Here is a 25,767-nt window from a genome sequence, read left to right as displayed (position 1 = left end):
CTAGAGGATCAGCGCGCCGCGCGTGCGGTAGACCGATGGGGCTTGAACGCCCATTTCATTCGTCGCCGCGCCGACGGCCATCGCAATCGTGACCATGCCGTCAATCCGGCCCCGGCTGCGGTCCTTGTCGAAGGCCCGGTTTTCCTGCCCGTCGCTGATGACGCAGGCATTGGCTGCGCAGGAATACGTCACCGGCGAAGCATCTATCGTGATGGTCTTTTCGAGGATGCGGTCCTCAAGTCGTTCAATCGAGCGCGGCATCGTCAACTGCTTATCTTCGAACCGGACCAGCTTGCCTTGGGCGTGACTAACCAGCTTCAATCCACTGCCGGCCGGCTCATCTGGCCCCTTGTAGCGCCAGACCGGGAACCCGATTTGCTCACAGGCCGCGATGAAATCGGCCATGCCGGCCGGGTCGAAAGCCAGAAACTCAACCTCATGGGCCGAGCAAATTTCTTGGACCTTGGCGGCGACGAACGTCTTGTCGATCACAGCGCCAGGCACCGCCGTCAGGCAGGTGGTCGGGTCCATCGCCCATTTGTCGTAGGGTGCCATATCGGCCCGGGCCCGGTCGGCAATTCCGTCCTTGGTGGTCCAGTAGAATGTCTTGACCCAGAGGTGGCCGGTGTCGTCGACCCAGCAGACCGAAAGGGCGGTCAGGTCGTTCTTCTTTGACAGATCCAGCGACAGCCAGCAGCGGAAGCCCTTCATTTTGGCTTCATCGACCGCGCCCTGCACTGCCGACCAGGCTTCCTCTGCAATCCAGAACTCGGTCGAGCCAACCGGGATACCGAAGTAGAGCCGCTTGACCGACAATGCGGTCGATAGCAGTTGCTTGGCCGTGTTGACGCGCCCCTCGATGTTCTCCAGCGGGAAGGTCACGCCGAGGGCCGGCAGCGCCTTCGCCCACACTTCCGGCCGATCAAACACCGTTTCACGGTCAGCCTTGTCGACCCGAGCCACAAACGAGAACGCCTCGTCGTCGTCAAACTCGCCCTTGGCGACCCGCTGATAAAACTCGCTGTATTCGGTGCCGACGATCTGGTTGGACGCCGGCGTGTTGGTGCCCAGCAGCATCAGCGCATCGCCGGGCATCTTGGCGATGGCTTCCTTCCACAGCTCGATAGAGGTGTTGGTCTTGAACTCGTGGATCTCGTCGGCCGCCACCAGTGTTGGCTTTGGCCCCGAGACCGCCTCCCCGTTCGCCAGCGCCTGAAACAGCGCTTCGTGCTCGGGGAATTCAATCTTCCAGGCGTTGTCGCCTTCGCCCCGGATCAGCACATCGCCGCGCGATGCCATGCTGTCGCCATCCTCATGGCCCGGCGTGGTCGCCCGGCACATGGCCACCGCATCCTTGAACAGCACGTTGGCCGTGTTCTTGTCCTGGCCGATGGCGAACGCCTTGGCCCGCGGGATCCCGTAATAGCCGGTCATGTAGAGGCCGATGGCGGCCATCAGTGGCGACTTGGCCTGTCCCTTACCGGTCTCAATCCAGCCCGACCGGAACCGCATCCGGCCCGAGGTCTTGCGCCAGCCGAACAGCGAGCCGGCCACGAACACATGCCATGGCAGAGGCGTGAACGGCTGGCCGACGAATGAGCCCTCGGTGATCGAGAGCATCGCAGGCAGGAACCGGAGCGGCCGGGTGGCGTGATCCAGCGACCAGTGTAGCCCTCGGGCCGGCCCATCGCGCAGATCGCGCACGTGGCGCTCGGCGGCGGCGGCTACCAGCTCTCCGACGACGAACTTCCCAGCCAGGGCGTCTTGAGCCCAGGCCGTGACAGGATCAGCCGGCGCCTTTCTTGCCCGTGAACTCATCTGATGCGCGAACCACCGTCTTCTTGCGCTCCGCCTTCGTCGCCGCAGACCGGCGCCGTGGCGAGAGACCAAATTCTGCCTCGAGGATTGCCGCGTCCGAGGCCATTTCCCTCATGGCGGCGAAGTGCGGGCTGGTCCGGGTGATGGCCGTCTTGCTGCCTCGCTTCGGCTTGAGCACCGCGCCCCGCTCGGCGACTTCACGCAACGAGCGATCATAGAGGATGTAGCTGACCACCAGACGCTGCAGCGCGTGGGCATTGCCTGGTGCCATCAGCCCCCGGTCGCGCAATTCCGTGGTGACGCGGCGCCAGTGTTCAGCCGCCGCCGAGACTTCCAGCACGTCGCTGAACAGGCTTTCCCAATCGGGCTCAGGAACGATGCTGCCGGTATCTTCGACAAGGTTCATGGTGGGGCCCTCGATGCGCAACCATAGCTATTGGCCGCCGTTACGCTGAAAAGGAGAACCGACATGCAAGCTAGCCCCACCCTTTGGTTCATCGTTCTTACCGTCGGCGCGATCGTCCTGGTGTTAGAAATGGCATACGGCATCACGCGCAGCAGGACACCTATCCCTGCCGAGAAACAGCGCACCGAGGAAGCGACGAGACGGATCAAAAGATAGAAGATCGCGATCACAGCTGACGCGTTCGATACACATCACCCCCTTCGGGGTGGCCTCAACTTTTGTTTCTGAATTTCATCTCGGTGCGAATGCTTGCCCCAACCGGTCAGGGGCCCCATGCCCTCCAGACGTTTGATACCCCCCTCCCCTCTGGCTTGCTGCCTGGGGTTCGCTGGGGAGGCGCTGGGCGGGCGTCTGGGGTCACTCGGTGCCAGCGACCTTCCGCTGGACGTACTCGCCCTCTACGATCATCTCTCCCATGATCTCCAGCCTGACGTGACCGGTGGTCGTGGCCCTCATGTCAAAGGACACGCGGGTGACGCCTTGCAGCTCGACGCCGTTCAACTCCACCTTGCTATCGGCTGGGTCCAGCCCGGCGATGATCTTGAACCGATTGGTCTGCATCATGCTCTCCGGTTCCATGGGTGGTCGGCATAGGTCGGCCGGCCGGCGATATCATTGCCCTGGGCCTCGCGCCCATGCTCTTCTCGCTGCTTCACGATGTCATGGTCGTCGTGACAGAGCGGTTGCCAGTTGGCTCGATCCCAGAACAGTCGCTGATCCCCTCGATGGGGGACGATGTGGTCAACCACCAGGCCGATGCGGCGTGGGCTGGTCTCTATCGATCCGTCCATGTGCATGGTGCCGGGGTTGAGCAGGCCGCGCGCCTGGCACTTCACGCAGAACTGGTTGCCCGGCTCGGTGAGGAAGGCGATGCGAGCGCGCTGCCACTTGCTGCCATAGCCGCGCTCGGCAGTCTTGGCGCGCTGGAGCTGCGGCTGGGCGTTACCCAAATCCACTCCGATCTATCTTAAATTGTGACTATGAGTTTCATCGGCCGTCGGACCTTCCGCAGTAATATGGAGCGAAGGGGGTATGATGAAATGAGGTTGAAATATCAATACATCCGCCGCGACCTTGAGAATGCACGATCACTTCTGGACACCAGCGTTATTGAGGATAGGCGCATGAGCAAAGTGCTTGACCATTTGATCGAGGTGTCACTTTGGCTCGAACAGTCAGCAAAATCAGCGAACACGGCTCGGTCGATTTCCTGGAACCAGTACAACTGCCCCTAAGCATTATAGGGCGCTACCGGCGCCTACTGGCCATCGCGCAACCCATTTCTTCAGGCCCGAGGCCTTGGCACTTGGCGCTATGTTTGTTCTAGTCTCGCCGTGTTTTTGGAGGGGTGGCCATGGCGAAGCCGAAGTTAGAAACGATCTTTATCTACGGCGTTGACGACGATGGTGAAGCTCGAACTCTTCAGTACGAAAAGAAATCCGGGCGACTTTTCATCAGCGGGGAGGCCATCGTCACAGAAAAGCGCTTCTCGAATTTCGAACGGGGCCTTGCCGTAACCGGGTTGGTTATCGCCATTGCTGGCGTTACTGCCAGTATTGTCCAGGCTTGGGCTGCGGTTGCAGCATTACCCTGATCGCGCTCACCCGCGCCTAACTCCCTGGCTATTATGCCAAGGGCCGTGAAGCCTCTCGTTGCCAGGCGGGTGGCTCCATGCAAGTCTCTCTCGGACATCCTGCAGATGACGGGACAAGGTTATGCCCACACATATCGACGAACCGAGCCATGCAGTATGGCCAGCGATCTGGCGCGGCCTCCGATGCAAGTGCCCTCGCTGTGGTCAGGCATGGCTTTTCCATCACTACATCGAACAAGTAGACCAATGCCCGGCTTGCCAGGAGCCGCTCGCCGCCTACAAGGCGGGGCTGCTTCTGCCGCTGGTGGTCATCACACTGATGGTTCACATCATCGGCTTCGTAATGCTCGGAATGGAACTCGACGGGCATGGGAGCCCGTTGGTCTATCTCTACGTTCTGGTGCCGCTCTCCATTATCGTGCCATTGGCCATTCTCCCGTCGAGCAAGGGAGCGATTATCGGGCTCTTCTGGGCCAAGGGCTGGAGTGATGAGCTAGAACGCTAGCCCACGGTTCCCGCGGCCTCGTTGTTATGAGCCAAGCGAGCTGCCTGACTGCGGCGGCCCGTTGTCGAAGGCGGTATGCTGGGCATAGGGTTGTTGCCAGCCAAGAACAGACAGGGTTTTCACTGTGCCAATCGTAAGAATAGAAATCGCCAAGGGCGTCGCTTCGGTCGATCAAAAGAAGGCCGTGATACGGCGCATGACCGACGTGCTGGTCGAGGAGCTGGGGCGCAACCCGGAATACATTTTTGTCGTGATCGATGAGGTCGAAACCGACAATTGGGGACGCAGGGGCCAGAGCCTGACAGAACTATGGTCACAAGCACAGGCCGAACCCAGCAGCGATTAAGGTGGGTCGACCATGACCAGTGAGACAAGGCCGCTCCAGTCTCCTGGGGCGGCTTCTGCTTGTTATTTCTAGTTCCAGTAACGAGGACGGCGGGGGCCATCGTCACGATCCCGATCACGGTCTCCACCCCAATCGCCATGGCCACCATTCCAGCCGCCGCCGTGCCATCCGCCATTATCCGGACGGGGCGGACGAGGGCGCTGCGGGGTAGGAGCTGTCCCGAAGTTGAATTCGAAACTGAAGCCCGGGCTGACATTGTACCCGCCGCCATTGCCGCGGCGAGAGTTCAAATAGTTGGCTGACACCCATCCATCTGGGCCGCGCTTTTCGATGTAGCACCAACCACCACGGCAGCCTGTAACCTCAACACGGTCTCCGCGGCGCAGTACGTCCACGACGCCGTAGGAAGTACCTGGACCTGACCGAACGTTGACGTTCGCGGTAGACGTGGCTGGAGCAGCAAAGGCGGCCCCGGCAGAAGCGAGCATCACAGCGCCGGCTAGTGTTGCCTTAAGCACGTTCTTTTTGATCTGCATTTTGCATTCCTATCGGATGGGCTTGTTGGCCCGTTAACCGCATAAGACGCCATGCAGGATGAATGGGGTCTGAACCCACTTGTTCAGATACTGTTCAGGTGAAGAGTCTCGCAATCGGGCAACAAAAAACCGCCGGATCGCTCGGGCGGCGCGCTTCAGACGATGGTCTGAAAATGAAATTATGCCGTTGTGGCGCGGTTGCCCTCAGCGAGCGCATGGGCGAAGCTCTCATGTCCGGATTTTGGATGGCTTCAGGCATGTGGGGCCTGCTGGACAGGTTGCGAAACACTCGAAGCGACTACCTATGAACTGGTCGGCCAGGTCGTTGGACAAGGAGAACTCCCATGGACCATTCCAAGCATACGCGCCTCTCTGCAATGGAGCTAACCCCAGCCGCACTTGAGGGCGCGACCATTTACGGGGCTAACGATGACAGGGTGGGCAAAGTATCTCTTATTCACGGCACCGGTCCTGGTTCCCAAGCCATAATTGAGATTGGTGGATTCCTCGGCATCGGCACTAAGCCGGTTGCCGTTGCTGCCAGTGAGCTTGAATTCATGCGGGATGAACGCGGCGCCGTTCACGGCGTAACACGCTGGACCAAAGACGAACTCAAGATGATGCCAAGGCATCGCTATTGACAATAGCGACCCCGACAGATGCGGTGCGATTGCTGCGAGCCGAGGGCGGAGCTATTGTCTTCGAGGCGAGGCTCACATGTCCCAAGACAATACTGTGCCATCAGTCAGGATCGTCCGATTAGGTTTAGACTACTACGTCCATACCTATGAGAAAGGCGCCGAACGGTGGAGGGACCGATTTCCTCCGCTCTTGTCGCGCGGGCTCTTGCGGTGAAGGCGGCATTGCGCCTGGGAATAACGTTCGGCGCCTAAGTTCCTGTGGCACACCCAGCTGAAAAGGCCACCGCGTTACTACGCACGGTGACCTTCCACCCGCAGCTTCGAAAAGAGGCGAACGCGTGTGCTGTAAACAAAAAGGCCCGCCGAAGCGAGCCTTGATCTGACGCACTGCGCCAACTTATCAAAAACATAGGTGATTTGGCCCGCCTTGGCAAGCAGGCCAATCAACTGAAATCTACTAGAGCAGCGTGAGGTTGACCGCGGACTCTTTGCCGTCGCGGCCGCTCTCGATGTCGTAGGTGACCTTGTCGTTCTCGTAGAGGCCCTGGAGGCCCGACTGCTGAACGGCAGAAATGTGCACGAACGCGTCCTTGCCGCCGCCTTCAGGCGAGATAAAGCCAAAGCCCTTGCTCGTATTGAAGAATTTTACAGTGCCGGTGATGGAGCCCATTGGAAGTAGTCCTTTTTGATGCTCGGTGCCTTGGCGCGAGCGTTTGCCCACCAGCGACATGCTATGAGGGCCTATAAACGTTCACATTCGAGCATTGAGCCGCGCACCGAGAACGACCGGCAAAGGGCAGCCGTCATAGGCTGGAAACGTATGGCACTCAATATGCGGGCCAATATCGCTCAAAAGCAAGGCCAAGCTTCGTCACAAAATCACACGGGCTCCCCCTCGGTGGCTATCAGCGGAAGCCTCTCGCCATCCCGCCACCCCGTCTGCTTCGCCCTATCTTTCGGCAGCATCCCGAACAGAGCGGCCAGCTCGTCCAACGCGGCCAGTAGCTCTTTCTCCAGCCGGCGCCGCGCCTGTCCGCCTTGCCCCAGCTTGAGCTTGTCAGCCAGCCCGCGCACCGACTGACCATGGACGACGATCTGGTCCACAATGCTGGCTGCGCGCGGACCAAGGCATTTGCGGGCGGCCTCAAGCTCACTGCGGGCGTCATCCTGAGATGCCGAGACATGGTCTTGCCGCGGCCCGGATGTATCGACCCGGAGCTGGCTATAGTCCGTCGCCTTCAACGGGCCGATCTGGCTGGTTTCATACAGATGGCAGTACCTGGCGGCCGCAAGGAATTGCGCCTCGCTCTTGCCCCTCACTCGTGCCAGGCCGCCAACAAGAACCACCTCGTTCCGCATGGCCCCGATACTGCGGTCGTGCTGGGTGGCAACCTCGCCGCTCTCCACCGCGTCTAGCAGGCCCTGGGTGATCATTGGGTTCGGCACCAGCGCCGGCTTGAGCACCTTGTGCCCCTCCCCTTCGTCGACAATGGCGCGCAGCTCGTCCACGCGCAGCATCGCTGATTTGGACTTCGCCCGCTCCCGAGCCATGATCGAGTGCAGCAGACGCAGCTGCAGAATGCACTGCTCATAGGCTTCAGAATAGATTGTGGATTCCGCACGCGCCTTGGCCACCGCAACGGGCAGCTCCGATGCCGCCTGATCAAAGGTCAGCGGCTTGGCGGCTTTGGCCTTGGGGCCCTTAGACATAGAACGACCTCTCGGGTGGGAGAGGTCGGGCAGGCTGGTGTGACCGGGGGATTGTGAACTGGTTTGGATAGGTCGTCAAGAAAGCATGAGGAGCTGCTCGGCCTCGCCGAGCAGCTATTTCGGGTGGTCTGCTAGTTCACGAAGACCACTGTCCGGCTGGTGTTTTCGACCAGTACGGGACGATCATTGATATACACGTAGGAATAGCTGCGACTATCCGGGATCGGGCTCAGCACGACTTCGTTGGGAACAGCATAACCCACCACGACGTCATCTGCCACATTCACGGATCCAATCGGGTTCGCGATAGCATAGTCAGCGACCGATTGGGGGACGAGATACCCCGGCGACTGCACCAGTGCCCGCGTTTCCAAATCCACAATCCACACACGATCATTGGCGTAGATATAGCCGTAGCGATCGTCACCTTCGACCGGATAAATGGCCACATCGGGTGGCACCACCAAGCCGATATCGACGCCGCTATCGAAAAAGATCGGCTCGACCGGATGATTGCCAGCGTATTCGACAGTTGAGGCAGCAACGCCCGTCGCGGCACCCAGTGTCGCACCGGCAAAGCCGCCAATCACGGCGCCGATAGGCCCGCCAACCATGAAGCCTACCGCTGCGCCCCCACCCGCTCCCGCTACACCACCGACGGCGGCGTTGGCGTTGGTTTCGGTATTGACTGAGTCTTGGGCGAAAGCCGGAACGGCGGTGCACAGCAAAAGAACTGCAGCAGAGGCTGAAAGCCAATTTCTCATAATCTTTCCTCGTCTCGGTTTGTTTCGCCCCGGTCACCCAACGGACAGTCCGGAGGTTCGTTCCGAATTAGCGCCTCAAGCCTTCCGCTTCTTCCGGCACTTCCTGAACCAGACACTGGCAAACGCCTTCGCCGATGTCATGCGATGGGTTTTGGCAAAGCCCTTGGCCTCAATCCCGAACTCCTCGGCATTGCCCGACAGCGCGTCGGATAGCGCCTCGGGCTCGACGTCGTGCCGAAACTCATCGTCGGTCATTAGGATTTCGGCGGCGCGGATGTGCTCACCCCGGATCGGCGTCAGCTCGGCCCTGGCCACGACTTGCAGGATCTCGCGGGCGCGCATGGCGCCCCACTTGTCCACCACCGCGCGGATGGCGCTCACCGCAACGGTCTGGCCCGGCTTGTACTCTGGAGCTGGATAGCGCTGGATCGACACCCCTGCCCGCTGGGTCACCTGACTCATGGTGACCGCCTCCGGATCCTCTGCGGCCAGCTCGGCCCAATAGCGGTCCAGCGCCGTGATATTCTTCCGGTCGCGGTTGAGCGCGATAAAGTTGGCGGCCTCCGCAGTGGTGCCGGTCATCTGCACGATAATCGCTGGCACCACCGAGACACCTGGATGACGCTTCGCCGCTTCCAGCCGGTGCTGACCGTCGGTGCAGTGGTAGCCGCCACCTTCGACCGGGGCGACGACGATAGCGCCGAAGCTGGACCATTCGAACCACGTCAGGATTTTCTCAACGCGGCTGCAGTCCAGTGGTCGCTGGTAAGCGGCGTCAACATCGATCAGGGTCTTGTCGATCCAGTCGAGCACGGGCACTTCACCCGGATCGCGGAATTCTGTGTCGGCCATTATTGCCCCCTCAGTTTCAATTGATGAACGTCGTTCCAGTCGGTGCCCACGTCGGGCGGTATCTGCACGTCTGTCATGATCCCGCGCTGCTCCAGCCGGGCCGCAAGCGTGAACGCCGCCTGCTGGCCGCGTTTGTTGGCGTCATTGTCGGCGAAGATGACGAGGCCGGTGACGCCTTCTGGCGGTTCCCATACTGCCATCCTGCCGGCGTTGAGAGCTGCCCAGCACGGAAGTCCGAACATGGTTGTTACGGACATGGCGGTCTCGACGCCCTCGGCAATGCCGAGCCCTGTGTGACGCGGCTCCAGTCGCATCAGCCGCACCGCGCCGCCGTCAGGGAGCTTGCCCATCGTCAGCCTGGGTTCGCCCCATTTGATCTTTTCACCCTGTGGCGTCAGGTAGGTACGCTGCAGGCCAGACAGATCACCGTGCTGGTCGACGTAGGCCGAAAGCATCCCCGGCACCTTGCGGCCGCCATAGGGGATTGCCTCGTGAAACCGCAGGGCCCGGCTCGGTGCATAATGGCCAAGGCGGGAGCGCAGATAGACATCAGCGATATCGCCTGGCTGGATCGACCGAGCCGCCTTCCACAAGGCCATGACCTCAGCATGATTTCCCGCCGCTTCGGCCTGCTGTTGGGTCGGAGCCGGCGCCCGCGGCGCGCTGTCCGTCCCTATGATCGTTTCCACCAGTCGCGCGGCCTCGGCGAAATCGCAGTGCTTAAAGTCCATCACCAGCGCAAAGCCATTGCCGGCACAGCCGTTCGGGTTGTCCGTCTCACTGCCGTGCGACTGGTTGCAAAACCACGTGCCCTTGCCGTCCTTATCGTCAAAGCGAAACCGGTCCTTGCCGCCGCACACCGGGCATTCAGTGCCCTTGTTGGTGAGCAGACGGCCGTCGATGCCCAGCGCCGGCAGGATTTCGCGCCAGCGGTTTTGCGTGCGGGTGACGATGGGCGTTTTATGCGAGTGCATTGGTCACCGCCTCCCCGGCCTTACGCGCCTTCTCCTGGCCCTTGGCCCAACGGATAATCGATGCCTTGATCCAGTTGCGGGTGGCAACATCGGGATATTCGACCTTGGCCTGCAGGCCGACCGGCCAGACACCAAACCGCTGGTGGTAGTTGGCCTTGGCTCGGCTTATCGACCAGCCGCGGTTGTCGACATGCCAGAGGCACCCGGACCAGAACCGTTGCTTGGTTTGCCGGTCATCGGCCAGCTTGGCGCCGGATACCTGGCGGAGGTCGCCTTCGGCAGTATCGACGTCTTCAACGCGCACCGGCGCAAACCCGCATTCCGGGCAGACGTGGACGCCGGCCGGCTTGAGCGCATGGCAGGACGAGCATTCCTTGGGGTTTTGAGCTGCTGCGTTTTCTTGCTCGATTTGGTAGCCGCCGCCATCTTCCCGCCGTCGAGCTGGTCGTGGCCGATGTCCGTGACGAACCCAAGATTGAGCGTGCTGTCGGAATGATCGAGGATCAGGGCATCGGTCTTGCCCGGCGCGGTGCGGAGAGCCCGGCCGATGATCTGCACGAACAGCATTTCGCTCTTGGTCGGCCGCGCCAGGATGATGCACCGCACGTCCCAATCGACACCGGTGGTCAGCACGCCGATATTGACCACAACCTTGACCCGGCCAGCGGCGAAGGCGTCGGCGATAACCCTGCGGTCGTCTCGGTCGGTGTAGCCATCGACATAGGCCGTCGCCACGCCCGCTTGCTCGAACTGCTGAGCCAGCGAGGCCGCGTGTGCCCGGTTCACTGCGAAACACAGCGTTGGCCGGTTCTCGCCGCGTTGCAGCCAGGTCGACACGATGTCGGCGGTCAGTTGCGGACGGTCCATCGCATCGGCCAGCTGGGTTTCGTCGTAGTCACCGCGAACGGTTTTCACGCCGGCCAGATCGGGATGGGAGGGCGCAAACACGCGAAACGGCGTCAGCCGGCCGCGGTCAATGAGCTGCTGCAGCGTCACCGGCCGGATCAGGCGGTCGTAGTGGCGCCCCAGCCCCTTGCGCCAGGGCGTGGCTGAGAGCCCGATGAACGGCAGCGTGGTCCGCTCCACCATCCAGTCGAAGATGATCTTGTGCGCCTGGTGCGCCTCGTCGACGATCACCAAGTCCGTATCGGGCAGCATCCGCCGGGCCAGAGTTTGAACGCTGGCCACCTGCACCGGCTGGCTGCGATCCGTCCCGGGATGATCCGCCTGCATCACGCCGACGCAGGTCACGCCATACTTGGCAAACCGGGCCACGGTTTGGTCGATCAGTTCGATGGCCGGGACCACGAACGTCACCCGCCTTGTCTTGGCCAGAGCCCGCTGGACGATCTTCACCGCCGTTTCGGTTTTGCCACCACCGGTGGGAAGCTGGAGCATCGGGTGTCGATAGCCCTGAGCCACCGCCATGTAGGTTTCGTCGATAGCCTGCTGCTGGAAATCGTACAGGTCCACGGTCATGGCGCTCGCCCTCCCGTGTTCGCCCCTGCCCTCGTGCCTGTGGGACTACCCTGCCCTACTGATAGTCCTGTGCCTGTATGGCTAAGCTCTTTCTTCCTTCCCCTACCTCCTCCATCCTCCATCTGCGGAGACTTTTCCCCGCCTGGGGGAAATGGTTCCGAAATCGACGCGGGTAAGGCCACGTAGCTTCGGAAATCGTCCGGCATAGGGTGAATGTCATTGGGGGATTTGGGGCGCTGGAACTTCCTGAAATTACGAATTGCGCCGAACTTACGCCCGTCGACTTCGTACGCAGCGACCGCATCAATCGACACCAGCTCGGTAAGTAGGGTGTCGATATCGAGGTGATCGGCAGGAAATAGACGCATCTTAATGGTGGTCGGCTTCCACTCGAACGCGCCCTTATCGTCGGCCTCTACGCCCAACCCGAGAAAGAGCAGGCGCGCCGGCAGACTGACTTGGACCAGATCTTCGTCGGTGAAAAAGCCGGGGTGGATGGAACGAATACGGCTCATACCCGGTCCACCCCCATGAGGTCTGCGAAGCCATTCCAGGCAACGACCAATGCAGCGGCATGACGCAGGTTTGGATCAGCGGCGTTGTCGTGGAAGGCCACGCGATAGGCATTGAACGCCGAGCGCTGCGGTTCCTGCTGCATGTCGATCACCATGGTCGCACCAAGCAGATGCGATACATCGACGCCCTCGACTGCGGACATGGCTTCGCCGTCCACAATAGTGGAGTGTTTCATTTCCAGTACCTTATGGATTGGGGTCGGCGGCGATTGTCACACCAGCCTGCCCGACCGAGATTATGGTGATGGGGCTAGATCGGCGGTGGGCCGTCGCGGGCGCGCGGATGCCGGCTCATGCTGCCTTCTGTTTGCCAGCGATCAGTTCTTCAACCGCCTTGTGAACAGCCTTCCAATTGTCCAGCCGTGGGCTGGTGACCCCGTTCCGCCACCGCGTCCAAGTGGAGCGATCAAGTTTTGCCGCGCGAAGGATGTCGGCAACGCGAAATCCGGCAATCCGGGCCGCCTTTTCCAAAGCGATAATTTCATCGGTGGTGCTCATACCGCCTTAACTATAGCATTAATGCACAGTTGTCTAGCTTTATTGCATAGTGCATTTTTGCATCATCTTGTTAGGGTGCACAAATGTCCAAAGAGAACGAACAAGCGAAAGCCTATGTGCAGCATGTGATGGCGCAGCTGCACATCGCTGCCACCGCATTGGCGGCGAAGGCTGGACTTTCGGCCACTACGCTGACTCGCCCGCTCAACGATCCCGAACACAAATTCGCTCTATCCACGTCCACGCTCGGGAAGATCGCAGAGGCAACCGGAATCTCATATTCCGACTATCTGCGAACGATCACGGGCGGCCCCAGCGAAATAGCGCGTACCGCCAGACCTCCAGCGTCGGCGCCTGTCGTTGCCACCGTAGAGGCCGGCGCATGGCGCGAGGTTGACGAGCTCAATCAGGAAGATCCTGAGTGGGTCACGGTTCCGGCTGATGACAAGTTCCCCGACGCTACGCAGCGCGTCTATGACGTGTCCGGCGACAGCATGAATAAGCTGGAGCCGCACCCCATCACTCCGGGCTCGCGCATCGTTGCCATCGACTATGACGAGATCGCCAGCCGCTCACCGCTGCGAGATGGTCTGGTAGTGGTGATCCAGCGATCGAGGAACGGTGGCCAGGAGCGGGAGCTTTCGGTCAAGCAGGTCGCATGGTTTGATGACCGCATTGAGTTCCAGCCCCGGTCATCCAACGCCAAGCACAAGCCGATCATCGTTCGTCATGACGATTGGGACGATGATGGTGTTGAGGTGAAGGTGGCCGCCCTAGTGCGAGACATTATCCATAGGCTGCCAGGATGACCCCTGCTCGCTTAAGAGAATGCCTCACAATCCTGCACTGGCCGACTTTCGCATTTGCGGAGATCCTTGGCCTGGAACAGACGCAGGTTATGGACTGGTACACCGGGTCCGAGCCGACACCTGAGCCAGTGGCAGATTGGCTGGAAGCGATGATTGCCCAGCTCGGCGAGCGTCCGGCGCTGGAAACCGAACCTGTCGATAGGTGATTGCGATGACCCCTGCCCGTTTCAATGAATGCCCGTTTGCCAAGATATTGCGGGAAGCAGCCGACGACCTTGAGCAAATGACAACTGAGGACATCAAAGCCGTGCTGCTCGAAGCGGCCGAGATGTCCCAGCGGTCCCATGACCTGCTGATCTTCACCAGGGAAACACTTGAGAACGGCCCACCAGCGGGCAACGCATGACCCCTGCCCGCAAACGCAAGCCAGCAGCTCGTCCGCGCAATCCCGTAGATCCGAGAGAGAAGGCCTGCCGCGCGCGCTGCAAGGCTTACAAAATACCGCCCGACGCCCTGCACGAGGGCAAGCCTATGTGGGCCAGATTTCTGGATGAGGTTGAGGCTGCACTCATAGCAGAGGAAACCAGGGGCCAGCGGAGCTCAAGGGGACGCGGTATACGGGGATGATGCAGTGATTGGGCTATGGACGAAAGGTAGCCTCGCCGCCCAACGGAACAAACGGGCAACCACCGCTTGACCCAAGTATTGAATCGGTAGAGCATAGAAAAAGGTCCGGCACCTGGGGAGGAGCGGACCTTTTCTGTAACCGTCTTTTGGACGACCGATTTAGCGAGAGCACCATGAACCGGATTCTGGTGTGAGGTCAAGTTTCAAAAGGCAATTTCGGCTCGAATTTATTTTTGAGCACCACCTTAAGCCATTGTTGGAAAAGGACGAAATGCCAATGACTACTAATTTGAGCACCACCCCAGATCAGCTGTCCCTAGACTTTCAGATCGCCCGCGTTGCGGAGATTGATGGTGTTGAAATGGGGGTGCTCGGGAATGGCACTGCATTCCTTACGCTTCGCGGCCTCTCTCGCATGTGCGATATTGATCATAGCCTCATCGTGCGCATTACTGAGGGCTGGCAGGCAGACCCACTAAAACCCAGAGAGCGCAAAATCCGTGACTTGGTGAAAGCTCACGGAGCTGATGACGCAATTGCCTTCCACGCAGTACCAAAAGATGGCGTGGTGCAGCACATCTTTCCGGAGGCTGTTTGCATGGCCATTCTGGAATACTACGCCTTCGAGGCGTCGCCACCAAATCCAAACGCTGCCGCAAGTTTTCGTAGACTAGGGCGAAAGGGCTTTGCCGACTTCATCTACGAGCTGGTCGGGTACTCGCCTGTTAACACGTCACAGGCGGTCTGGCAGCAGTTCCATGATCGCGTTTCACTGTCACACCATACCGTTCCAGACGGCTATTTCAGCATCTTCAAGGAGCTGTCGGACATAATCGTCACCCTGATCCGAAACGGGGCAAATCTTGGCTCCGCTTTCGTTCCAGACATTAGTGTTGGCATTCATTGGGGGAAGCACTGGACCAAGGACAACCTAGATGCCGTGTACGGCGCCCGGCGCAAGTACGAACACTTTTACCCTGGCTACTTCCCCCAAGCAGCATCCAATCCTCAGCACCCCTTCTGCTACCCAGATGATGCTCTCGCAGAATTTCGTCGGTGGGTGCGCGAGGTCTACCTGATCAAGCACATGCCAAACTATCTCAGCGATAAGGTGAAGCAGGGCCAGATCGCTGCCCCAATCGCAACCGTCGCCCTGGAGGCATTGAAGCCGCGCCCCGCCTTGCCTCGCTAAACCTCTCTAGCCCGCCCTAACCGGCGGGCTTTTTGTTGGCAGGTTTCGGGGATCGACTCTCCCCTGTATCCGGCCTACGCTTCCTCCAGACCGGACCGAGCTGTGGCCCTGTGGGCCCTCCAGTGTATGCTGTTGTCCGGGCGCTCCCTGCGCAATTATCTAGGTGCCCTTCCCCGATGCACGGAGGAAGTCGAACTCCATGCGGAGGTTCAAATGCTCCTTGAACACGTCGTCCAAACCGTTGATGTCATGCATGAAGGCAAGGTGGTATCTGCCTCATATTTTGTCGAAAGCGGCATCATCCACGCTCAGATCGACGGCAGGACTATGAGGCTGCCACTTGGCGCGAAGCCAGCTGACGTCACCGTAAAGACTGTTCTTGCTGGCGCCTTGACCAGCGGAAGCCGAAAGGCTGCTCGGCTGACCAGTCTCATACCGGCCAGCTGATCGCCCACCCATGCGCTCTCAACACGAGCGGGCTCTTTGTTGCCACTATCGCAATGCTTGATCACCGCAGGCCCTCGGGCTCAGGGAGGGCTTATCGCCCCCCAGGCTTCGCCCTCCCGCCTGACCTGTTTCCAAAGTCACTCAGCCCCGCCATTGAGCGGGGTTTTTCTTTGGGTGAGGAACCAGAGCGCCGGATCCACGTTTCTCCGATGTCCTTATTATGCCCATACTGCCCCGCCCTGTTCAGGCGGGGCTTTTTCTTTGCCTATCCCAGATGCTCTGGCACTGCGCCATGCTTGGCCAGGATCACTGGATCATCAAAATCCCCGGTTTCCGTATCGCCAGTCCGTGAGAACGCAATGACCGCGTGACGGCTCAGCGCTAGGCGCTCGGCCATGGCCAGCGCGTTGTTCTCGTCGCGGGCAACCTTGGGCTCTTCGGCTTCGATCTTGCCGCGCTTGCCCTTGCGGTAGGCTTGGACGACGAAATGGGTGACCGTGCCAGCGGGGGCGTGCTCAGCGATTTCCATACTCAATTCCTCAGTGTGTCATTGCGCCGGTCAGATCGAAGGATCTGAGCGTGTCGCAGATTTCGGGGATGACGTTCGGGTCCAAGCTCAACAGCCTGATTTTATCGCTTCGATCATCTCTGTCCGGGCGAGCACTCATCACGGGGATGACGGTAAAACGATCATCGTCCGAGAGTGGCCCAAATGGATCGATGCGGAAGCTGTAGAGTGGGAAATGCGTTTCAAGGAATGCCGCAAGCCGGCGCTCTGCCCACTCGACTGCCTTGGCCTGGTTCGCAGGCGCCACCACAATAAATTCGCTGACCTCATGCGGCATGACTGATCTCCCTCACCTTGAACGCCACGATCTCGGCGCTTGGCGTTTCGCACTTGGGGCATTCGAATTTCATGTTCCTGATTTCGGGATGCTCCATGAGCTCGTCGCCATCCACTGGCGGCGGTCGGCCGGCAGGCAGTTCCACCGATTGTTGGTACATCTTGGCGCATCCGCCACACCGTACATGCAGCAAAACTGAGCTTCCATCACACATAACCGCCTCACGGTTGTTCTTGTTATGTTCTCATAAAACCTCCAATGCGGAACGGAGTCGAGTCGAAAAGCGCACTAGGTAAATATTGCATTTATGCTATTGCATGGCTGACATAGTTAATAGCTTTAATGCAATATACGGCATCACTTGATCTGGAGGCCGATATGCCGTCACCCACCTTTACCCGCCGCGCGTTGATCGCCGGAGCTGGTACGGCCGTCGCCAGCGCCGCGATTGCCGTACCCTATGTGATCGCTGCTCACTCGGCAGAAGTCTGTGGTCTGCCCGTCGATACCGCGTCAAACCTGGACGCCGAAATCCACACGCTGTTCGCAGACTGGCGGGCAACCTACGTCCTGGCCAATGACTCACGTGATGACGCGGCGCTGGAAAAGCTCTGGGCTATCGAGGACCAGATGGCGGCGCTGCGTCCAGCCACTGTGACGGGTTTCGCCATCAAGCTGCTGGTGATGACGGCTTACGACGAATTCGATTTGGACAGCGACCGGGGCAAGACCCTGTTTGCCGACGCCATTGCCATCACTGGCCAGCCGACGCCGGTACTTGCCCCCGCCTGAAGCCGAAACAAATCGGCTCGGGCAGTGCGTCAACACCACCCGAGCCTTCCAAGACAAAACTGGAGGTTCAATCAATGGATAACGAAAAGAATATCAGCAGTACTGCCATCCCAGCAAGTCGTCAGTGCGATTTGGACTTTCCCAAACGCGCCAGCGCCGACGAAACGTTCGCCGCCATGGCCACCGCAGAGCTGCGCGACGCGATCTATGCCATCTTGGCAGTGCACCATTCATTCAATCAGCAGGGCGCGCTCTACAGTGGCATCAATACTGGCTGGGAACGCATGCAGTCGTGGTGTGACGCCTATTGCGATCAGTTGCAGAACGAACTGCGCCTGGCCAGCGACGAATACCTGTCGCGCCCCCTCACTGACCCCGACGACATCGAAACCCGCAGCCTGGCGCTGGCCAGCGCGTTCAGCCTCGTCTCAGGCGGCGGCGACGGGTTCACGGTGTCGGTCACCATCACCCCGAACGGCGGTGCATGATGGCCGACAAACTCATTCACAAGGTCAATGAAGCCTCCGATGCTATCGACCGAGCAAAGTCCATGGTCTGGGCCGCATTCTTTGTCGGGGAGCGGGCATGAGTGAGCGCAAGGCAAGCATCGGAACCCGCCTATTCATGCGCAGGGGCCTCGGTGAGGCGGAGGCCGCTCTGTATGTGGGCTTGGGCTCTACGAAGTTCTCAGCCCTCGTCAGGGACGGGCGCATGCCCCGCCCACGCGTCATTGACGGGCGCCGGGTGTGGGACATCGACGACATCGACGCAGCATTTAAGGCGTTGCCAATCGAAGGCGAGATCACCCACGATAAGAACCCATGGCATGACGCCTAGCATGGTGGCACCGATGAGCACGATTAAACTCAAATATATCAAGAGTTACCGAGACCGCCTTAATGTGCAGCGTCCTTACTTCAACAAGCGCGGATGCCCTCGGGCGGCCCTGCCAGGTCTGCCCGGCTCGCGAGAGTTCATGGCCATCTATCAAGATTGCCTCGCGTCGATACCCGACGACGCTCCACGACCCAAGGTCAAGAATCCGGCCAAGGGCAGCATGTCGGACCTGATCGCCCGGTACTATGCTTCCTCGGCCTTCAAGAACCTGGGAGACATCACCCAGGCCACCTATCGGAACGAGATCAAGAAGATCGACGCTGCGCACGGGCACAAGCCCGTTGACCTGCTGGATCGCAAAGGCATCAAGCTGTTGATCGCCGCCAAGGCCGAAAAACCGGGCGCCGCGAACAAGCTCCTGCGTACCCTGCGCATGCTGATGAAATTCGCGGTGGACGATGAGATGCGCGCCGACGATCCGACCGCCGGCGTCAAACCACTCAAGGTTGCCGGGGACGGCTTTGTGGCGTGGTCAGAGGCCGACATCGAACGTTTTGAGGGCAGGCACCCGATTGGGTCGAAAGCCCGCCTGGCGTTCGCACTATGCCTCTACACGGCCCAAAGGCGCGGAGACGTGATCCGCATGGGTCGCCAGCATATCCGGGGCAATATGATCGCTGTGCGCCAGCAGAAAACGGGCACCTATCTGGAAGTGCCCATCCACCCCGAGCTGGCGGTGATTCTGGAGAATGAACCCAAGGACAATATGACCCTAATCCTGACCGACCTTGGCGGGCCCTATAAGCCGGCCAGCTTCGGCAACTGGTTCGGGGATCGCTGTCGCGAGGCAGGCTTGCTCAAGGGCTACAACGCGCACGGGCTCCGCAAGGCCGGCGCGCGCCGATTGGCCGAGGCGGGATGCACGACTTTGGAGATTATGTCGATCACCGGCCATCAGACAATTGCCGAAGTGGAGCGTTACACGCGGTCGGCGAATCAACGCCGCATGGCTGTCGACGGCATGGCTAAACTGGAGAGACGTTCTAACTAGAACAAAACGAGATGTTCTAACCGATTGAAATTCCCCGACAAAATAGGGGGAATGGTGGGCGATGACGGACTCGAACCGCCGACATCCTCGGTGTAAACGAGGCGCTCTACCAACTGAGGGCGTGAACTGCGTTCACTTAACGGGCTTCGCCCTTAATCGCCCTGCTCTATGAAACATCATTACAAACAACTGCTTACAGCACTCTACCTTGATCGCATGCTAGAGACAAGGGCAGTTCGTAGGATCAAGTGCGACACAGAGACAGGGCTGTTTCTGGGATTTGGTGTGCCAGAATTGTGCCAAGTTCTGAGAACTAGCTCCATGAGCGCCCCTATGTATAGAGAGTACCGGTCATTAGGTATTGGTCGGGACCCTGCCCCTTGGCGAGCAGCACTACGGGTTCTGTTCTGGCTCCAGGCAGGCCGTCTAGGTGGGGTACCCCGGGGGTGCCGGGGTCGGTGCGGTGCGGGGAACTCGGACCCTGAAAATTCCTAAGCGAAAATCCTCATCTCCAACTGTTGCGGAAAAGTTGGCGTATTTATCGAATTCGACAGCAACTGTTGCCCTTCGTATTGCCATTCTGACTGACTCTACCCAGTGTGCTAAACAGAATTATTGAGTTTGGGGGAGCAAATGGCCGAAACAAAGATTGATGCGCTTCTGGCGCGAATGGCAGAAATAGCTGAGGCCGTAAACTCATTTAGTTCGCCCGACGTGCAGCGCGCCGCATTTGATGCGTTACTTGCGGCTTTGGGTGGACTTGGCAATGCCCAGGGAAGCTCACCGAAATTAGAAAAAGAAGATGGCTCCACCGTCCCACAGACCAATGCTTCAGGTAATTTTGAAAATGAAGAGGAAAAAAAGCCAAAACGCACGACAACTCGAAAAAACAACGGGCAAAAAAAGGATTTCAAATTCATACGAGACCTAGATTTGCGACCAAATGACAAGAAACCATTTGAAGAATTTGCTGCAGAGAAACAGCCAAAATCGAACGAGGATAAATACGTTGTCGCCGTATATTATCTTCAGCACATTTTGGAATTACCTGCTGTAACCGCAGATCATGTTGGATCAGTGTTTCGACTTACAAGCACGTGGCGTGAGCCTAAGGATGTCGCTGCCGGGCTGCGGGTCGCTGGTTCAAGAAAGGGTACAATTGACACCTCTATGCCAGCCAATTTGAGGGTTACACCTACGGGGCGAAATTTTGTTGAGCATGATTTGCCGCCTTCAACAAAGAGCAAGAAGTGACGGCACCAATGGAACCTAAGGCTGTCCTGTCTGGCATACCCGAGGGACTGCGCACGCCACTCATTGATGAATTTAACAAGGTAATTCGTAACTATCGGGAAGGCCGGTGGGAGCCTGCAGAACTCAATGGAGGAAAGCTATGCGAGGTCGTTTACTCCATCTTGCGTGGTTACGTTGATGGCAATTTTCCCGACAAGCCGTCAAAACCCCCCAACATGGTTGCCGCTTGTCGGGACTTAGAGAAGGCGGGCGACTTTCCGCGAAGCGTCAAAATTCAGATGCCTAGGCTAATTCTGGCCCTTTATGAAATCCGAAATAACCGAAATGTTGGACATGTGGGTGCGGACGTAGACCCTAACCACATGGATGCCACCGTGGTTGTGGCTATATCGAAATGGTTGTTGGCCGAACTTGTCCGCATCTTCCATTCTGTGTCTATTGAAACCGCCACCGTCGCTGTTGATGGTCTTGTTGAAAGAAACATCCCTTTGGTTTGGAAGGTTGGAGACAGGCTCAGGATTTTGAGCAATGAGCTGTCCGCCAAAGACAAATTTCTGATTGTACTTTATTCAACTATGGAATTTACCTCGATTAAAAAGGTATTGTCCGACCTTGAATACAGTAATCCTTCAAGATTTAGATCGTCAATCATTACACCAATTCACAAAATGAACCTTATTTACTACGACAAAAGAGAAGATTCGGCAATAATATCGCCGTTAGGCATAAAGTATGTCGAAGACACAATTGCTATTAATTGAGGTCCATTCAATTCGTTCCAAGTAATCCATTTATCATAATGGGTTATATGAATATTAGGTTACTTCTGTTTCAACTAGAAAGAAAACCATTCAATCTCTGTCGTACTAACACGATAAGGCGCTCCATCTGAGATGGTTACATCCTTGTTGTCCTTTATCCGTAGCTCCCATCTGCCAATCTCGATACTGATGCCGCGTTCGGTGTTTAGATAACCCACCAGCCTGTCGTTTATCAGCTTTGAGAGCGCTTGTTTGCTGACACCCAATCGGTTGCGGAGCGTGGCCTTGGGCACGTCGTGCCATTCCGATGTTGCCTCGTCCTCTATGAGTTGCGCTAGTCTGGCTTGGTTGCCCGTCACCTTATGTACTGGCGTCCAGTCCAGAACCGTGGCATCGGGGAAAACATGGTTCAACAGCCCCCTCGGAATATGCCTGCCTGAGAATGTCGCATACAGGTGGCAACCCGCGGGGCAGCTATCTCCGGTCAACCTGCGAATGGCTCCCCTATTGGCGGCTTGCAGCAGATTATGGGCAACCTCTCCCAAAGCCATCAGGCCGTACTCGTCCGCAGAATAGCCATCCTCGGCCAATAGCCTCTTTGCACTGCGCCCAAGGGCCTCGGTGTGTGAGGTCGGGTATTGCAGAATGCTCGCCAAAATGATGTGCCTGCAATCGGCATAGTCGTTCGTGGCGGTGTGCTGACCCCAGGTGCAGAATTTCAGGTTCCGCCGTCCCGGCAACTGCTCCCGCAGCTCCCGTTCTATATCCGCTGTTCCCTCCCGCCTGTCGCCAGACGCCTTGAAGTGGACCACCAATATCGGTTCATCGTCAGGGATGGTTTTGATGGTGCGGACAAAACCCTCGTAGAGCTCGTATCTGCGTTTCTGGGATTTCTTGTACTGATCTCGCCCGGTGCCCTTGTCCTGATAATGGATGGTCAATCCACCATAGGACTTTTTCGGGCTATATAGTCCGCGAAGCCCCTTTCGGTCGGCGTGCCAGTCGGCATAGACCTTACGAAGCTGTCCCGATGCATCAAGGATCAGCAGCGGCCCAAGATCGTCCGGGAAAATGTCGTCATATCCCAGAGCCGCGCTGCCCCACTGGTCCATACGGACGCGAACAGACCGCCCGGATAGCTTCCATAAAGCTTCTGCTGCCTGCCTATCACCCTCATCATTATATAGATCGGCAATAGCTTCGGCCTCCCATCCGTATTCGGACAGATCGGGCATCTCGAAAACATCATGGTCCTTGGCCGTCCCTAGGGTCTCCGCTAGTGGCATGAGTTTGTCGTCTACAGCGGGTTTTAGGCCGGCTCGAATAAGAGCATCGAACAACTTGTGGAGTTTATAGACCCCCAAGGTATGAAGCTTGCTGGGCGAGATTGCTTCATCCCAAACCCTAACTTGGCGCGGCTTGCCGTTGAACCAAAAATCTCGAATCCCTTCAAAGCTGTCGGCCTTTTTGACGTACCGCTCAAGCATTTGCTGGGTCGTGAACAGAACGCGGGCATCAACAGGGACAGGATTCCCCAAGGGCAGTTTGTCCTGATAACCGGTACTGACGATCACAGAATAATCCCGTTCCGATAGCCCTGCCTGTTTGCGCACAGCATCGATCTGGCTGACCTGTGATAGGAACACAATCATGCCAACGCCACGATATTCCGTCATGCCTATGATCGTCTGGATGGCTTCGATCATCGTAGTGGTCTTGCCCACACCAGCAGCCAGGCTAGAAATGTACAATTCCCTGCCTATGGCTGGATCACCTGTCGCCATACCTTGAATGACCTTGGCGATTTCCTCGATACCATCGAAGAAGACAGGGGCGGGATAGTTGCCGAAGTCCGCCAAGCGGTTTCGAATGGACGGAAGGACGGCTTCAACAAGATCGCCGGGGTGACGCTGGATGTTGATCCGTTCCTCTGGAATCCCCCCTGAGGTCAAAACGCAGGGTGTTTGTTTCCTGCCGTTCCCAACCGTGATCTATCGCCAACTGAAATACCGAAGCGAAGGTTACAGGGGTGGGGTGATCGCGGAAAGATTTCCAAGCTCGGCGCTGTTTAGCCAGATCGTAGTTCCCGGCTGCCGTGGTCTTGGCCCAGTCATCCCAAATCTGAAATCCAACATCATCCCCACCTATCTCACGGTGGAGCGCCATTCCGACCTTGAGCCAAGTATCTCTGGCGTCAGAAGGAATTGCAGATAGAGCGGACTTCACGCGGTCCTGGTCAATGTCGTCGGCGACCTTTGGCGTCATGATAGGAGGTGGCCCAGAAGATACGACAACTGGATGCTGCACGAAGCTGGAAACAATCTGCTGCCGGGTATAGCGAACAGGTTCGCTGCCTGCTGGGCATATGATCGTGACCAGTTGCGGTTCGCCCTTCTGATGGAGGGTGCCCGGTAGCCTCATTGCCCGGCTGATATCCTTGGCGGATGGATCACTGCCGTAGGTGCCGACCATCGTTGCCATGACAGCCGCGAAATCTGCCCTGCCCTGTTCGTCCGCAGGCCAATCACCATCGACAAGCCAGTATCGATGGAACTTTCCAGCCGATGATTGCACTTCGACAGAAGGCTCAAGGGGAAAGCCATCTGGATATCCGTTATCGTCTTCCTGCCAAACAGCCCTGATCCGGGTAGCGTTTTCGCCCTTCCGTCCGCCTTGGGTTTCATTGATCGTGACGCCGACACCGTGATGATGGATGTTGGCAAATTCCAGGGCCAACCAGACGTTGCTGAGTTCACCATCCACTACGCCGCCAGAACCAGATTTTCCTTTCTCAGGGAAGGTCTGGAACGTGAAGCTGCTGGCCTTTGGGTCGAGCCCGTTCAAAAACCTTTCGGCCTCTGACTGGTTTAGTCGAATGCTGTCTATTTCATCATTCATTGTTTTCCTTCTTGTGTGCTGCTTTCAGATATAAAATGTTGATGGCGTAGTGATCGAATAATCCCCGGAAGACAGTGACGCCCTCCGGGGTATTGGTTAGGTTTCAACTACAGATACTCATGCTGCGCCTTTGGCCCCCATGCTCTCCTTTCTGCTTTGGGGGTAAGGAAATCTCGGTCCCTACGAGTGGCGTTGCCTTCTGGATTGACGGAAAGATTGCTCCGCCGAAGGTCCGTCGGATCGCCGTTGAGATACCGGACGTTCTCACCGGGACCGCAATCGAGTAGGACTCTGGCAACCTGGACGCTTCGTCCCACTGCGCGGGCAGCAGGAGCAAAGACATAGCCAGTCCGGGAATTCCGGTTCCACGCCAAGGAAAGGCCAAGCTCTTCTAGCATCAGCAAATCCTCGGTATCGATGACGGCGACACCCTTGGAAGCGAACTGTCCAATGGGGACGAAGGAGATCTCGTTTCCATCGCCGGCGTGCTGGATCGTTCTGGTCACGTCACGCCTCCCGGAAGGAGGGCGAGGTAATTCGCACCGGCACTGTGCAACCAGTCTGGCAGAGCGACCAATCTTGCCATTGCAGCATCACTTGTATCGATTTTAAGCCAGGTCAGAGCCGCGAAGACACCTTCCCTGCACCTCGGATAGCTGACGCTCCTCCATCGAGGTGTGGCCAGTGTTTTTGTTGACTTATCTCGACGCTGGACAATCCACTGGATACCATCGCAGCACTCGATGACACGCCACTTCTCGTTCAAGACAGCGACGACACGATGGTAGTGCTCATCCTTCTCCCGCATGCTGGTCTTGGTAGTTGCAGGCAACTGGTCAGGGTCAAACAGCATTCTTGCCCCTCCCCGCAACTGGATGCACGGCAAGATATTTTTCAGCAGCGACCCTGAAGGTTTCTGGCGACAACCACCGGCCTTCCAGTGACCGGGGCAGAGGCTTTCCATCTTTGGTTCGTGCAACCCAGAATGGATACTGAGCGGTCTTTTGAAGTAGAAAAATGGCTACCTCGATCACGACAGCCTGTTGCCGCTCAGCGATTTCCTTTTCGTGTTCCAATAGGCGGTTAGCGAATTCTCCCAAGCGGAATGCTTTCGGCCGGGTGGAGGTCATCGTGCACCTCCCTTGGCGTTCGCAAGGGCAATCACCTGATAGGCGACCGCCTTGAGAAAGTCCGGGGTTGCGGATCGCCCGGCCTGGTGGATGACGCGTTCGGCAAGCTGTTGGATTTGGAGGTCTTGATATGCCTTGTGGGCATCGTTCTGGTGATGTTGGGCGGAGTTCTCGCCCCCTGCGTTATCAAGTAAATCAGTCATAGACCGACCTTTCGTTCTTGCTTTGTTCAAGCAAAGTTGAAATTGACCAGCACGACAGAGACCGAGCGGCGTCTGTTCATGATGATCGGTGATGTCGGGGGCTATGGGGACAGCAGGAACGAGGTTCCTTGACGGTGCTGCCTTACGGGTCTCTTCGACCTGC

Annotated in this window: 36 protein-coding genes; 14 read left to right on the top strand and 22 right to left on the bottom strand. The window is 58.2% G+C overall.

From position 1 onward, the window contains the following. From ACX3OW_RS09060 to ACX3OW_RS09045, 4 genes are all read right to left on the bottom strand, one after another. Complete coding sequence (locus tag ACX3OW_RS09060) at window positions 1-1,818, bottom strand: terminase large subunit (protein WP_459095420.1); 1,818 nt, start codon at window positions 1,816-1,818, stop codon at window positions 1-3. Beyond that, a complete protein-coding gene (locus ACX3OW_RS09055; RefSeq protein WP_459095419.1) occupies window positions 1,787-2,224 on the bottom strand; it encodes a P27 family phage terminase small subunit in 438 nt (145 codons plus the stop codon). The genes ACX3OW_RS09060 and ACX3OW_RS09055 overlap by 32 nt, the downstream gene beginning before the upstream one ends. A gap of 417 nt (window positions 2,225-2,641) precedes the next feature. Beyond that, window positions 2,642-2,848 carry a hypothetical protein gene (locus ACX3OW_RS09050; RefSeq protein ID WP_459095418.1) on the bottom strand — a complete coding sequence of 69 codons (207 nt, stop codon included), beginning with the start codon at window positions 2,846-2,848 and terminating at the stop codon, window positions 2,642-2,644. Then, on the bottom strand, window positions 2,845-3,240 hold the full coding sequence (locus tag ACX3OW_RS09045; protein WP_459095417.1) for a hypothetical protein: 396 nt from the start codon (window positions 3,238-3,240) through the stop codon (window positions 2,845-2,847). The genes ACX3OW_RS09050 and ACX3OW_RS09045 overlap by 4 nt, the downstream gene beginning before the upstream one ends. Before the next feature lie 398 nt (window positions 3,241-3,638). Here ACX3OW_RS09045 and ACX3OW_RS09040 point away from each other — a divergent pair, with 398 nt between their 5' ends. The 3 genes from ACX3OW_RS09040 (at window position 3,639) to ACX3OW_RS09030 (ending at window position 4,729) form a co-directional block, all read left to right on the top strand. Then, window positions 3,639-3,878 (top strand): hypothetical protein, encoded by a 240-nt coding sequence (locus tag ACX3OW_RS09040; protein ID WP_459095416.1) that lies wholly within the window; start codon window positions 3,639-3,641, stop codon window positions 3,876-3,878. Between the two features lie 121 nt (window positions 3,879-3,999). Continuing rightward, window positions 4,000-4,383: a DUF983 domain-containing protein gene (locus tag ACX3OW_RS09035; protein WP_459095415.1), complete on the top strand. Its 384-nt coding sequence runs from the start codon at window positions 4,000-4,002 to the stop codon at window positions 4,381-4,383. A 124-nt stretch (window positions 4,384-4,507) separates the two neighbouring features. Further along, window positions 4,508-4,729 carry a tautomerase family protein gene (locus ACX3OW_RS09030; protein WP_459095414.1) on the top strand — a complete coding sequence of 74 codons (222 nt, stop codon included), beginning with the start codon at window positions 4,508-4,510 and terminating at the stop codon, window positions 4,727-4,729. A 68-nt stretch (window positions 4,730-4,797) separates the two neighbouring features. Here the strand turns inward: ACX3OW_RS09030 and ACX3OW_RS09025 are convergent, their stop codons facing one another. Beyond that, window positions 4,798-5,217, bottom strand: coding sequence for an SH3 domain-containing protein (locus tag ACX3OW_RS09025; RefSeq protein WP_459095484.1), 420 nt, complete (start codon window positions 5,215-5,217; stop codon window positions 4,798-4,800). A 392-nt stretch (window positions 5,218-5,609) separates the two neighbouring features. Here ACX3OW_RS09025 and ACX3OW_RS09020 point away from each other — a divergent pair, with 392 nt between their 5' ends. After that, window positions 5,610-5,906 (top strand): PRC-barrel domain containing protein, encoded by a 297-nt coding sequence (locus ACX3OW_RS09020; RefSeq protein ID WP_459095413.1) that lies wholly within the window; start codon window positions 5,610-5,612, stop codon window positions 5,904-5,906. Window positions 5,907-6,363: 457 nt separating this feature from the next. Here ACX3OW_RS09020 and ACX3OW_RS09015 read toward each other — a convergent pair whose 3' ends face one another. From ACX3OW_RS09015 to ACX3OW_RS08975, 9 genes are all read right to left on the bottom strand, one after another. Then, window positions 6,364-6,576, bottom strand: coding sequence for a cold-shock protein (locus tag ACX3OW_RS09015; protein ID WP_459095483.1), 213 nt, complete (start codon window positions 6,574-6,576; stop codon window positions 6,364-6,366). A gap of 209 nt (window positions 6,577-6,785) precedes the next feature. Continuing rightward, complete coding sequence (locus ACX3OW_RS09010; protein ID WP_459095412.1) at window positions 6,786-7,616, bottom strand: DUF6456 domain-containing protein; 831 nt, start codon at window positions 7,614-7,616, stop codon at window positions 6,786-6,788. A gap of 131 nt (window positions 7,617-7,747) precedes the next feature. Further along, window positions 7,748-8,380 (bottom strand): DUF1236 domain-containing protein, encoded by a 633-nt coding sequence (locus ACX3OW_RS09005; RefSeq protein ID WP_459095411.1) that lies wholly within the window; start codon window positions 8,378-8,380, stop codon window positions 7,748-7,750. Between the two features lie 75 nt (window positions 8,381-8,455). After that, window positions 8,456-9,232, bottom strand: coding sequence for a DUF6551 family protein (locus tag ACX3OW_RS09000; protein ID WP_459095410.1), 777 nt, complete (start codon window positions 9,230-9,232; stop codon window positions 8,456-8,458). Continuing rightward, the gene (locus tag ACX3OW_RS08995) at window positions 9,232-10,206 is read right to left on the bottom strand and encodes a toprim domain-containing protein (RefSeq protein ID WP_459095409.1); all 975 of its coding nucleotides are present in this window, start codon (window positions 10,204-10,206) and stop codon (window positions 9,232-9,234) included. The genes ACX3OW_RS09000 and ACX3OW_RS08995 overlap by 1 nt, the downstream gene beginning before the upstream one ends. Window positions 10,207-10,371: 165 nt before the next feature. Next, complete coding sequence (locus ACX3OW_RS08990) at window positions 10,372-11,685, bottom strand: DEAD/DEAH box helicase (RefSeq protein ID WP_459095408.1); 1,314 nt, start codon at window positions 11,683-11,685, stop codon at window positions 10,372-10,374. Further along, window positions 11,682-12,200 carry a hypothetical protein gene (locus ACX3OW_RS08985; protein ID WP_459095407.1) on the bottom strand — a complete coding sequence of 173 codons (519 nt, stop codon included), beginning with the start codon at window positions 12,198-12,200 and terminating at the stop codon, window positions 11,682-11,684. The genes ACX3OW_RS08990 and ACX3OW_RS08985 overlap by 4 nt, the downstream gene beginning before the upstream one ends. Beyond that, window positions 12,197-12,436 (bottom strand): hypothetical protein, encoded by a 240-nt coding sequence (locus ACX3OW_RS08980; RefSeq protein WP_459095406.1) that lies wholly within the window; start codon window positions 12,434-12,436, stop codon window positions 12,197-12,199. Before ACX3OW_RS08980 ends, ACX3OW_RS08985 begins: the two co-directional genes overlap by 4 nt. 115 nt (window positions 12,437-12,551) lie before the next feature. Then, window positions 12,552-12,758 (bottom strand): hypothetical protein, encoded by a 207-nt coding sequence (locus ACX3OW_RS08975; protein ID WP_459095405.1) that lies wholly within the window; start codon window positions 12,756-12,758, stop codon window positions 12,552-12,554. Window positions 12,759-12,841: 83 nt separating this feature from the next. Here ACX3OW_RS08975 and ACX3OW_RS08970 point away from each other — a divergent pair, with 83 nt between their 5' ends. The 4 genes from ACX3OW_RS08970 to ACX3OW_RS08955 all read left to right on the top strand — a co-directional run bounded on the left by ACX3OW_RS08970 (window position 12,842) and on the right by ACX3OW_RS08955 (window position 15,833). Continuing rightward, the gene (locus ACX3OW_RS08970; RefSeq protein ID WP_459095404.1) at window positions 12,842-13,567 is read left to right on the top strand and encodes a LexA family protein; all 726 of its coding nucleotides are present in this window, start codon (window positions 12,842-12,844) and stop codon (window positions 13,565-13,567) included. Between the two features lie 211 nt (window positions 13,568-13,778). Further along, on the top strand, window positions 13,779-13,973 hold the full coding sequence (locus ACX3OW_RS08965; RefSeq protein WP_459095403.1) for a hypothetical protein: 195 nt from the start codon (window positions 13,779-13,781) through the stop codon (window positions 13,971-13,973). 498 nt (window positions 13,974-14,471) lie between these two features. Further along, window positions 14,472-15,386 (top strand): hypothetical protein, encoded by a 915-nt coding sequence (locus ACX3OW_RS08960; protein ID WP_459095402.1) that lies wholly within the window; start codon window positions 14,472-14,474, stop codon window positions 15,384-15,386. A 213-nt stretch (window positions 15,387-15,599) separates the two neighbouring features. Beyond that, the gene (locus ACX3OW_RS08955; RefSeq protein WP_459095401.1) at window positions 15,600-15,833 is read left to right on the top strand and encodes a hypothetical protein; all 234 of its coding nucleotides are present in this window, start codon (window positions 15,600-15,602) and stop codon (window positions 15,831-15,833) included. Between the two features lie 265 nt (window positions 15,834-16,098). Here the strand turns inward: ACX3OW_RS08955 and ACX3OW_RS08950 are convergent, their stop codons facing one another. Together ACX3OW_RS08950 and ACX3OW_RS08945 are read right to left on the bottom strand one after the other, a co-directional pair. Further along, the gene (locus ACX3OW_RS08950) at window positions 16,099-16,362 is read right to left on the bottom strand and encodes a hypothetical protein (protein ID WP_459095400.1); all 264 of its coding nucleotides are present in this window, start codon (window positions 16,360-16,362) and stop codon (window positions 16,099-16,101) included. A 10-nt stretch (window positions 16,363-16,372) separates the two neighbouring features. After that, complete coding sequence (locus tag ACX3OW_RS08945) at window positions 16,373-16,678, bottom strand: hypothetical protein (RefSeq protein ID WP_459095399.1); 306 nt, start codon at window positions 16,676-16,678, stop codon at window positions 16,373-16,375. 378 nt (window positions 16,679-17,056) lie between these two features. Here ACX3OW_RS08945 and ACX3OW_RS08940 point away from each other — a divergent pair, with 378 nt between their 5' ends. The 6 genes from ACX3OW_RS08940 (at window position 17,057) to ACX3OW_RS08915 (ending at window position 21,373) form a co-directional block, all read left to right on the top strand. Beyond that, on the top strand, window positions 17,057-17,470 hold the full coding sequence (locus ACX3OW_RS08940; protein WP_459095398.1) for a hypothetical protein: 414 nt from the start codon (window positions 17,057-17,059) through the stop codon (window positions 17,468-17,470). A gap of 74 nt (window positions 17,471-17,544) precedes the next feature. Continuing rightward, window positions 17,545-17,958, top strand: coding sequence for a hypothetical protein (locus ACX3OW_RS08935; RefSeq protein ID WP_459095397.1), 414 nt, complete (start codon window positions 17,545-17,547; stop codon window positions 17,956-17,958). Window positions 17,959-18,055: 97 nt separating this feature from the next. Beyond that, the gene (locus ACX3OW_RS08930) at window positions 18,056-18,307 is read left to right on the top strand and encodes a helix-turn-helix transcriptional regulator (protein ID WP_459095396.1); all 252 of its coding nucleotides are present in this window, start codon (window positions 18,056-18,058) and stop codon (window positions 18,305-18,307) included. A gap of 13 nt (window positions 18,308-18,320) precedes the next feature. Further along, window positions 18,321-19,358, top strand: coding sequence for a tyrosine-type recombinase/integrase (locus ACX3OW_RS08925; RefSeq protein WP_459095395.1), 1,038 nt, complete (start codon window positions 18,321-18,323; stop codon window positions 19,356-19,358). 633 nt (window positions 19,359-19,991) lie between these two features. Continuing rightward, window positions 19,992-20,612, top strand: coding sequence for a hypothetical protein (locus ACX3OW_RS08920; protein WP_459095394.1), 621 nt, complete (start codon window positions 19,992-19,994; stop codon window positions 20,610-20,612). Then, the gene (locus ACX3OW_RS08915) at window positions 20,609-21,373 is read left to right on the top strand and encodes a hypothetical protein (protein WP_459095393.1); all 765 of its coding nucleotides are present in this window, start codon (window positions 20,609-20,611) and stop codon (window positions 21,371-21,373) included. The genes ACX3OW_RS08920 and ACX3OW_RS08915 overlap by 4 nt, the downstream gene beginning before the upstream one ends. 74 nt (window positions 21,374-21,447) lie before the next feature. Here ACX3OW_RS08915 and ACX3OW_RS08910 read toward each other — a convergent pair whose 3' ends face one another. The 6 genes from ACX3OW_RS08910 to ACX3OW_RS08885 form a co-directional block, all read right to left on the bottom strand. Continuing rightward, on the bottom strand, window positions 21,448-23,232 hold the full coding sequence (locus ACX3OW_RS08910) for a hypothetical protein (protein WP_459095392.1): 1,785 nt from the start codon (window positions 23,230-23,232) through the stop codon (window positions 21,448-21,450). 28 nt (window positions 23,233-23,260) lie between these two features. Beyond that, the gene (locus ACX3OW_RS08905) at window positions 23,261-24,271 is read right to left on the bottom strand and encodes a PriCT-2 domain-containing protein (protein WP_459095391.1); all 1,011 of its coding nucleotides are present in this window, start codon (window positions 24,269-24,271) and stop codon (window positions 23,261-23,263) included. A 107-nt stretch (window positions 24,272-24,378) separates the two neighbouring features. After that, complete coding sequence (locus ACX3OW_RS08900; protein WP_459095390.1) at window positions 24,379-24,777, bottom strand: hypothetical protein; 399 nt, start codon at window positions 24,775-24,777, stop codon at window positions 24,379-24,381. Then, on the bottom strand, window positions 24,774-25,124 hold the full coding sequence (locus ACX3OW_RS08895) for a hypothetical protein (protein WP_459095389.1): 351 nt from the start codon (window positions 25,122-25,124) through the stop codon (window positions 24,774-24,776). Before ACX3OW_RS08895 ends, ACX3OW_RS08900 begins: the two co-directional genes overlap by 4 nt. Further along, window positions 25,114-25,401, bottom strand: coding sequence for a hypothetical protein (locus tag ACX3OW_RS08890; RefSeq protein ID WP_459095388.1), 288 nt, complete (start codon window positions 25,399-25,401; stop codon window positions 25,114-25,116). The genes ACX3OW_RS08895 and ACX3OW_RS08890 overlap by 11 nt, the downstream gene beginning before the upstream one ends. Continuing rightward, a complete protein-coding gene (locus ACX3OW_RS08885) occupies window positions 25,398-25,604 on the bottom strand; it encodes a hypothetical protein (RefSeq protein ID WP_459095387.1) in 207 nt (68 codons plus the stop codon). Before ACX3OW_RS08885 ends, ACX3OW_RS08890 begins: the two co-directional genes overlap by 4 nt. Window positions 25,605-25,767: the final 163 nt, after the last annotated feature.

Source organism: Devosia sp. A449, assembly GCF_054489375.1.
Note: the sequence above shows the minus strand (reverse complement) of the source record. Positions and strands in the feature narration are given on the sequence as shown.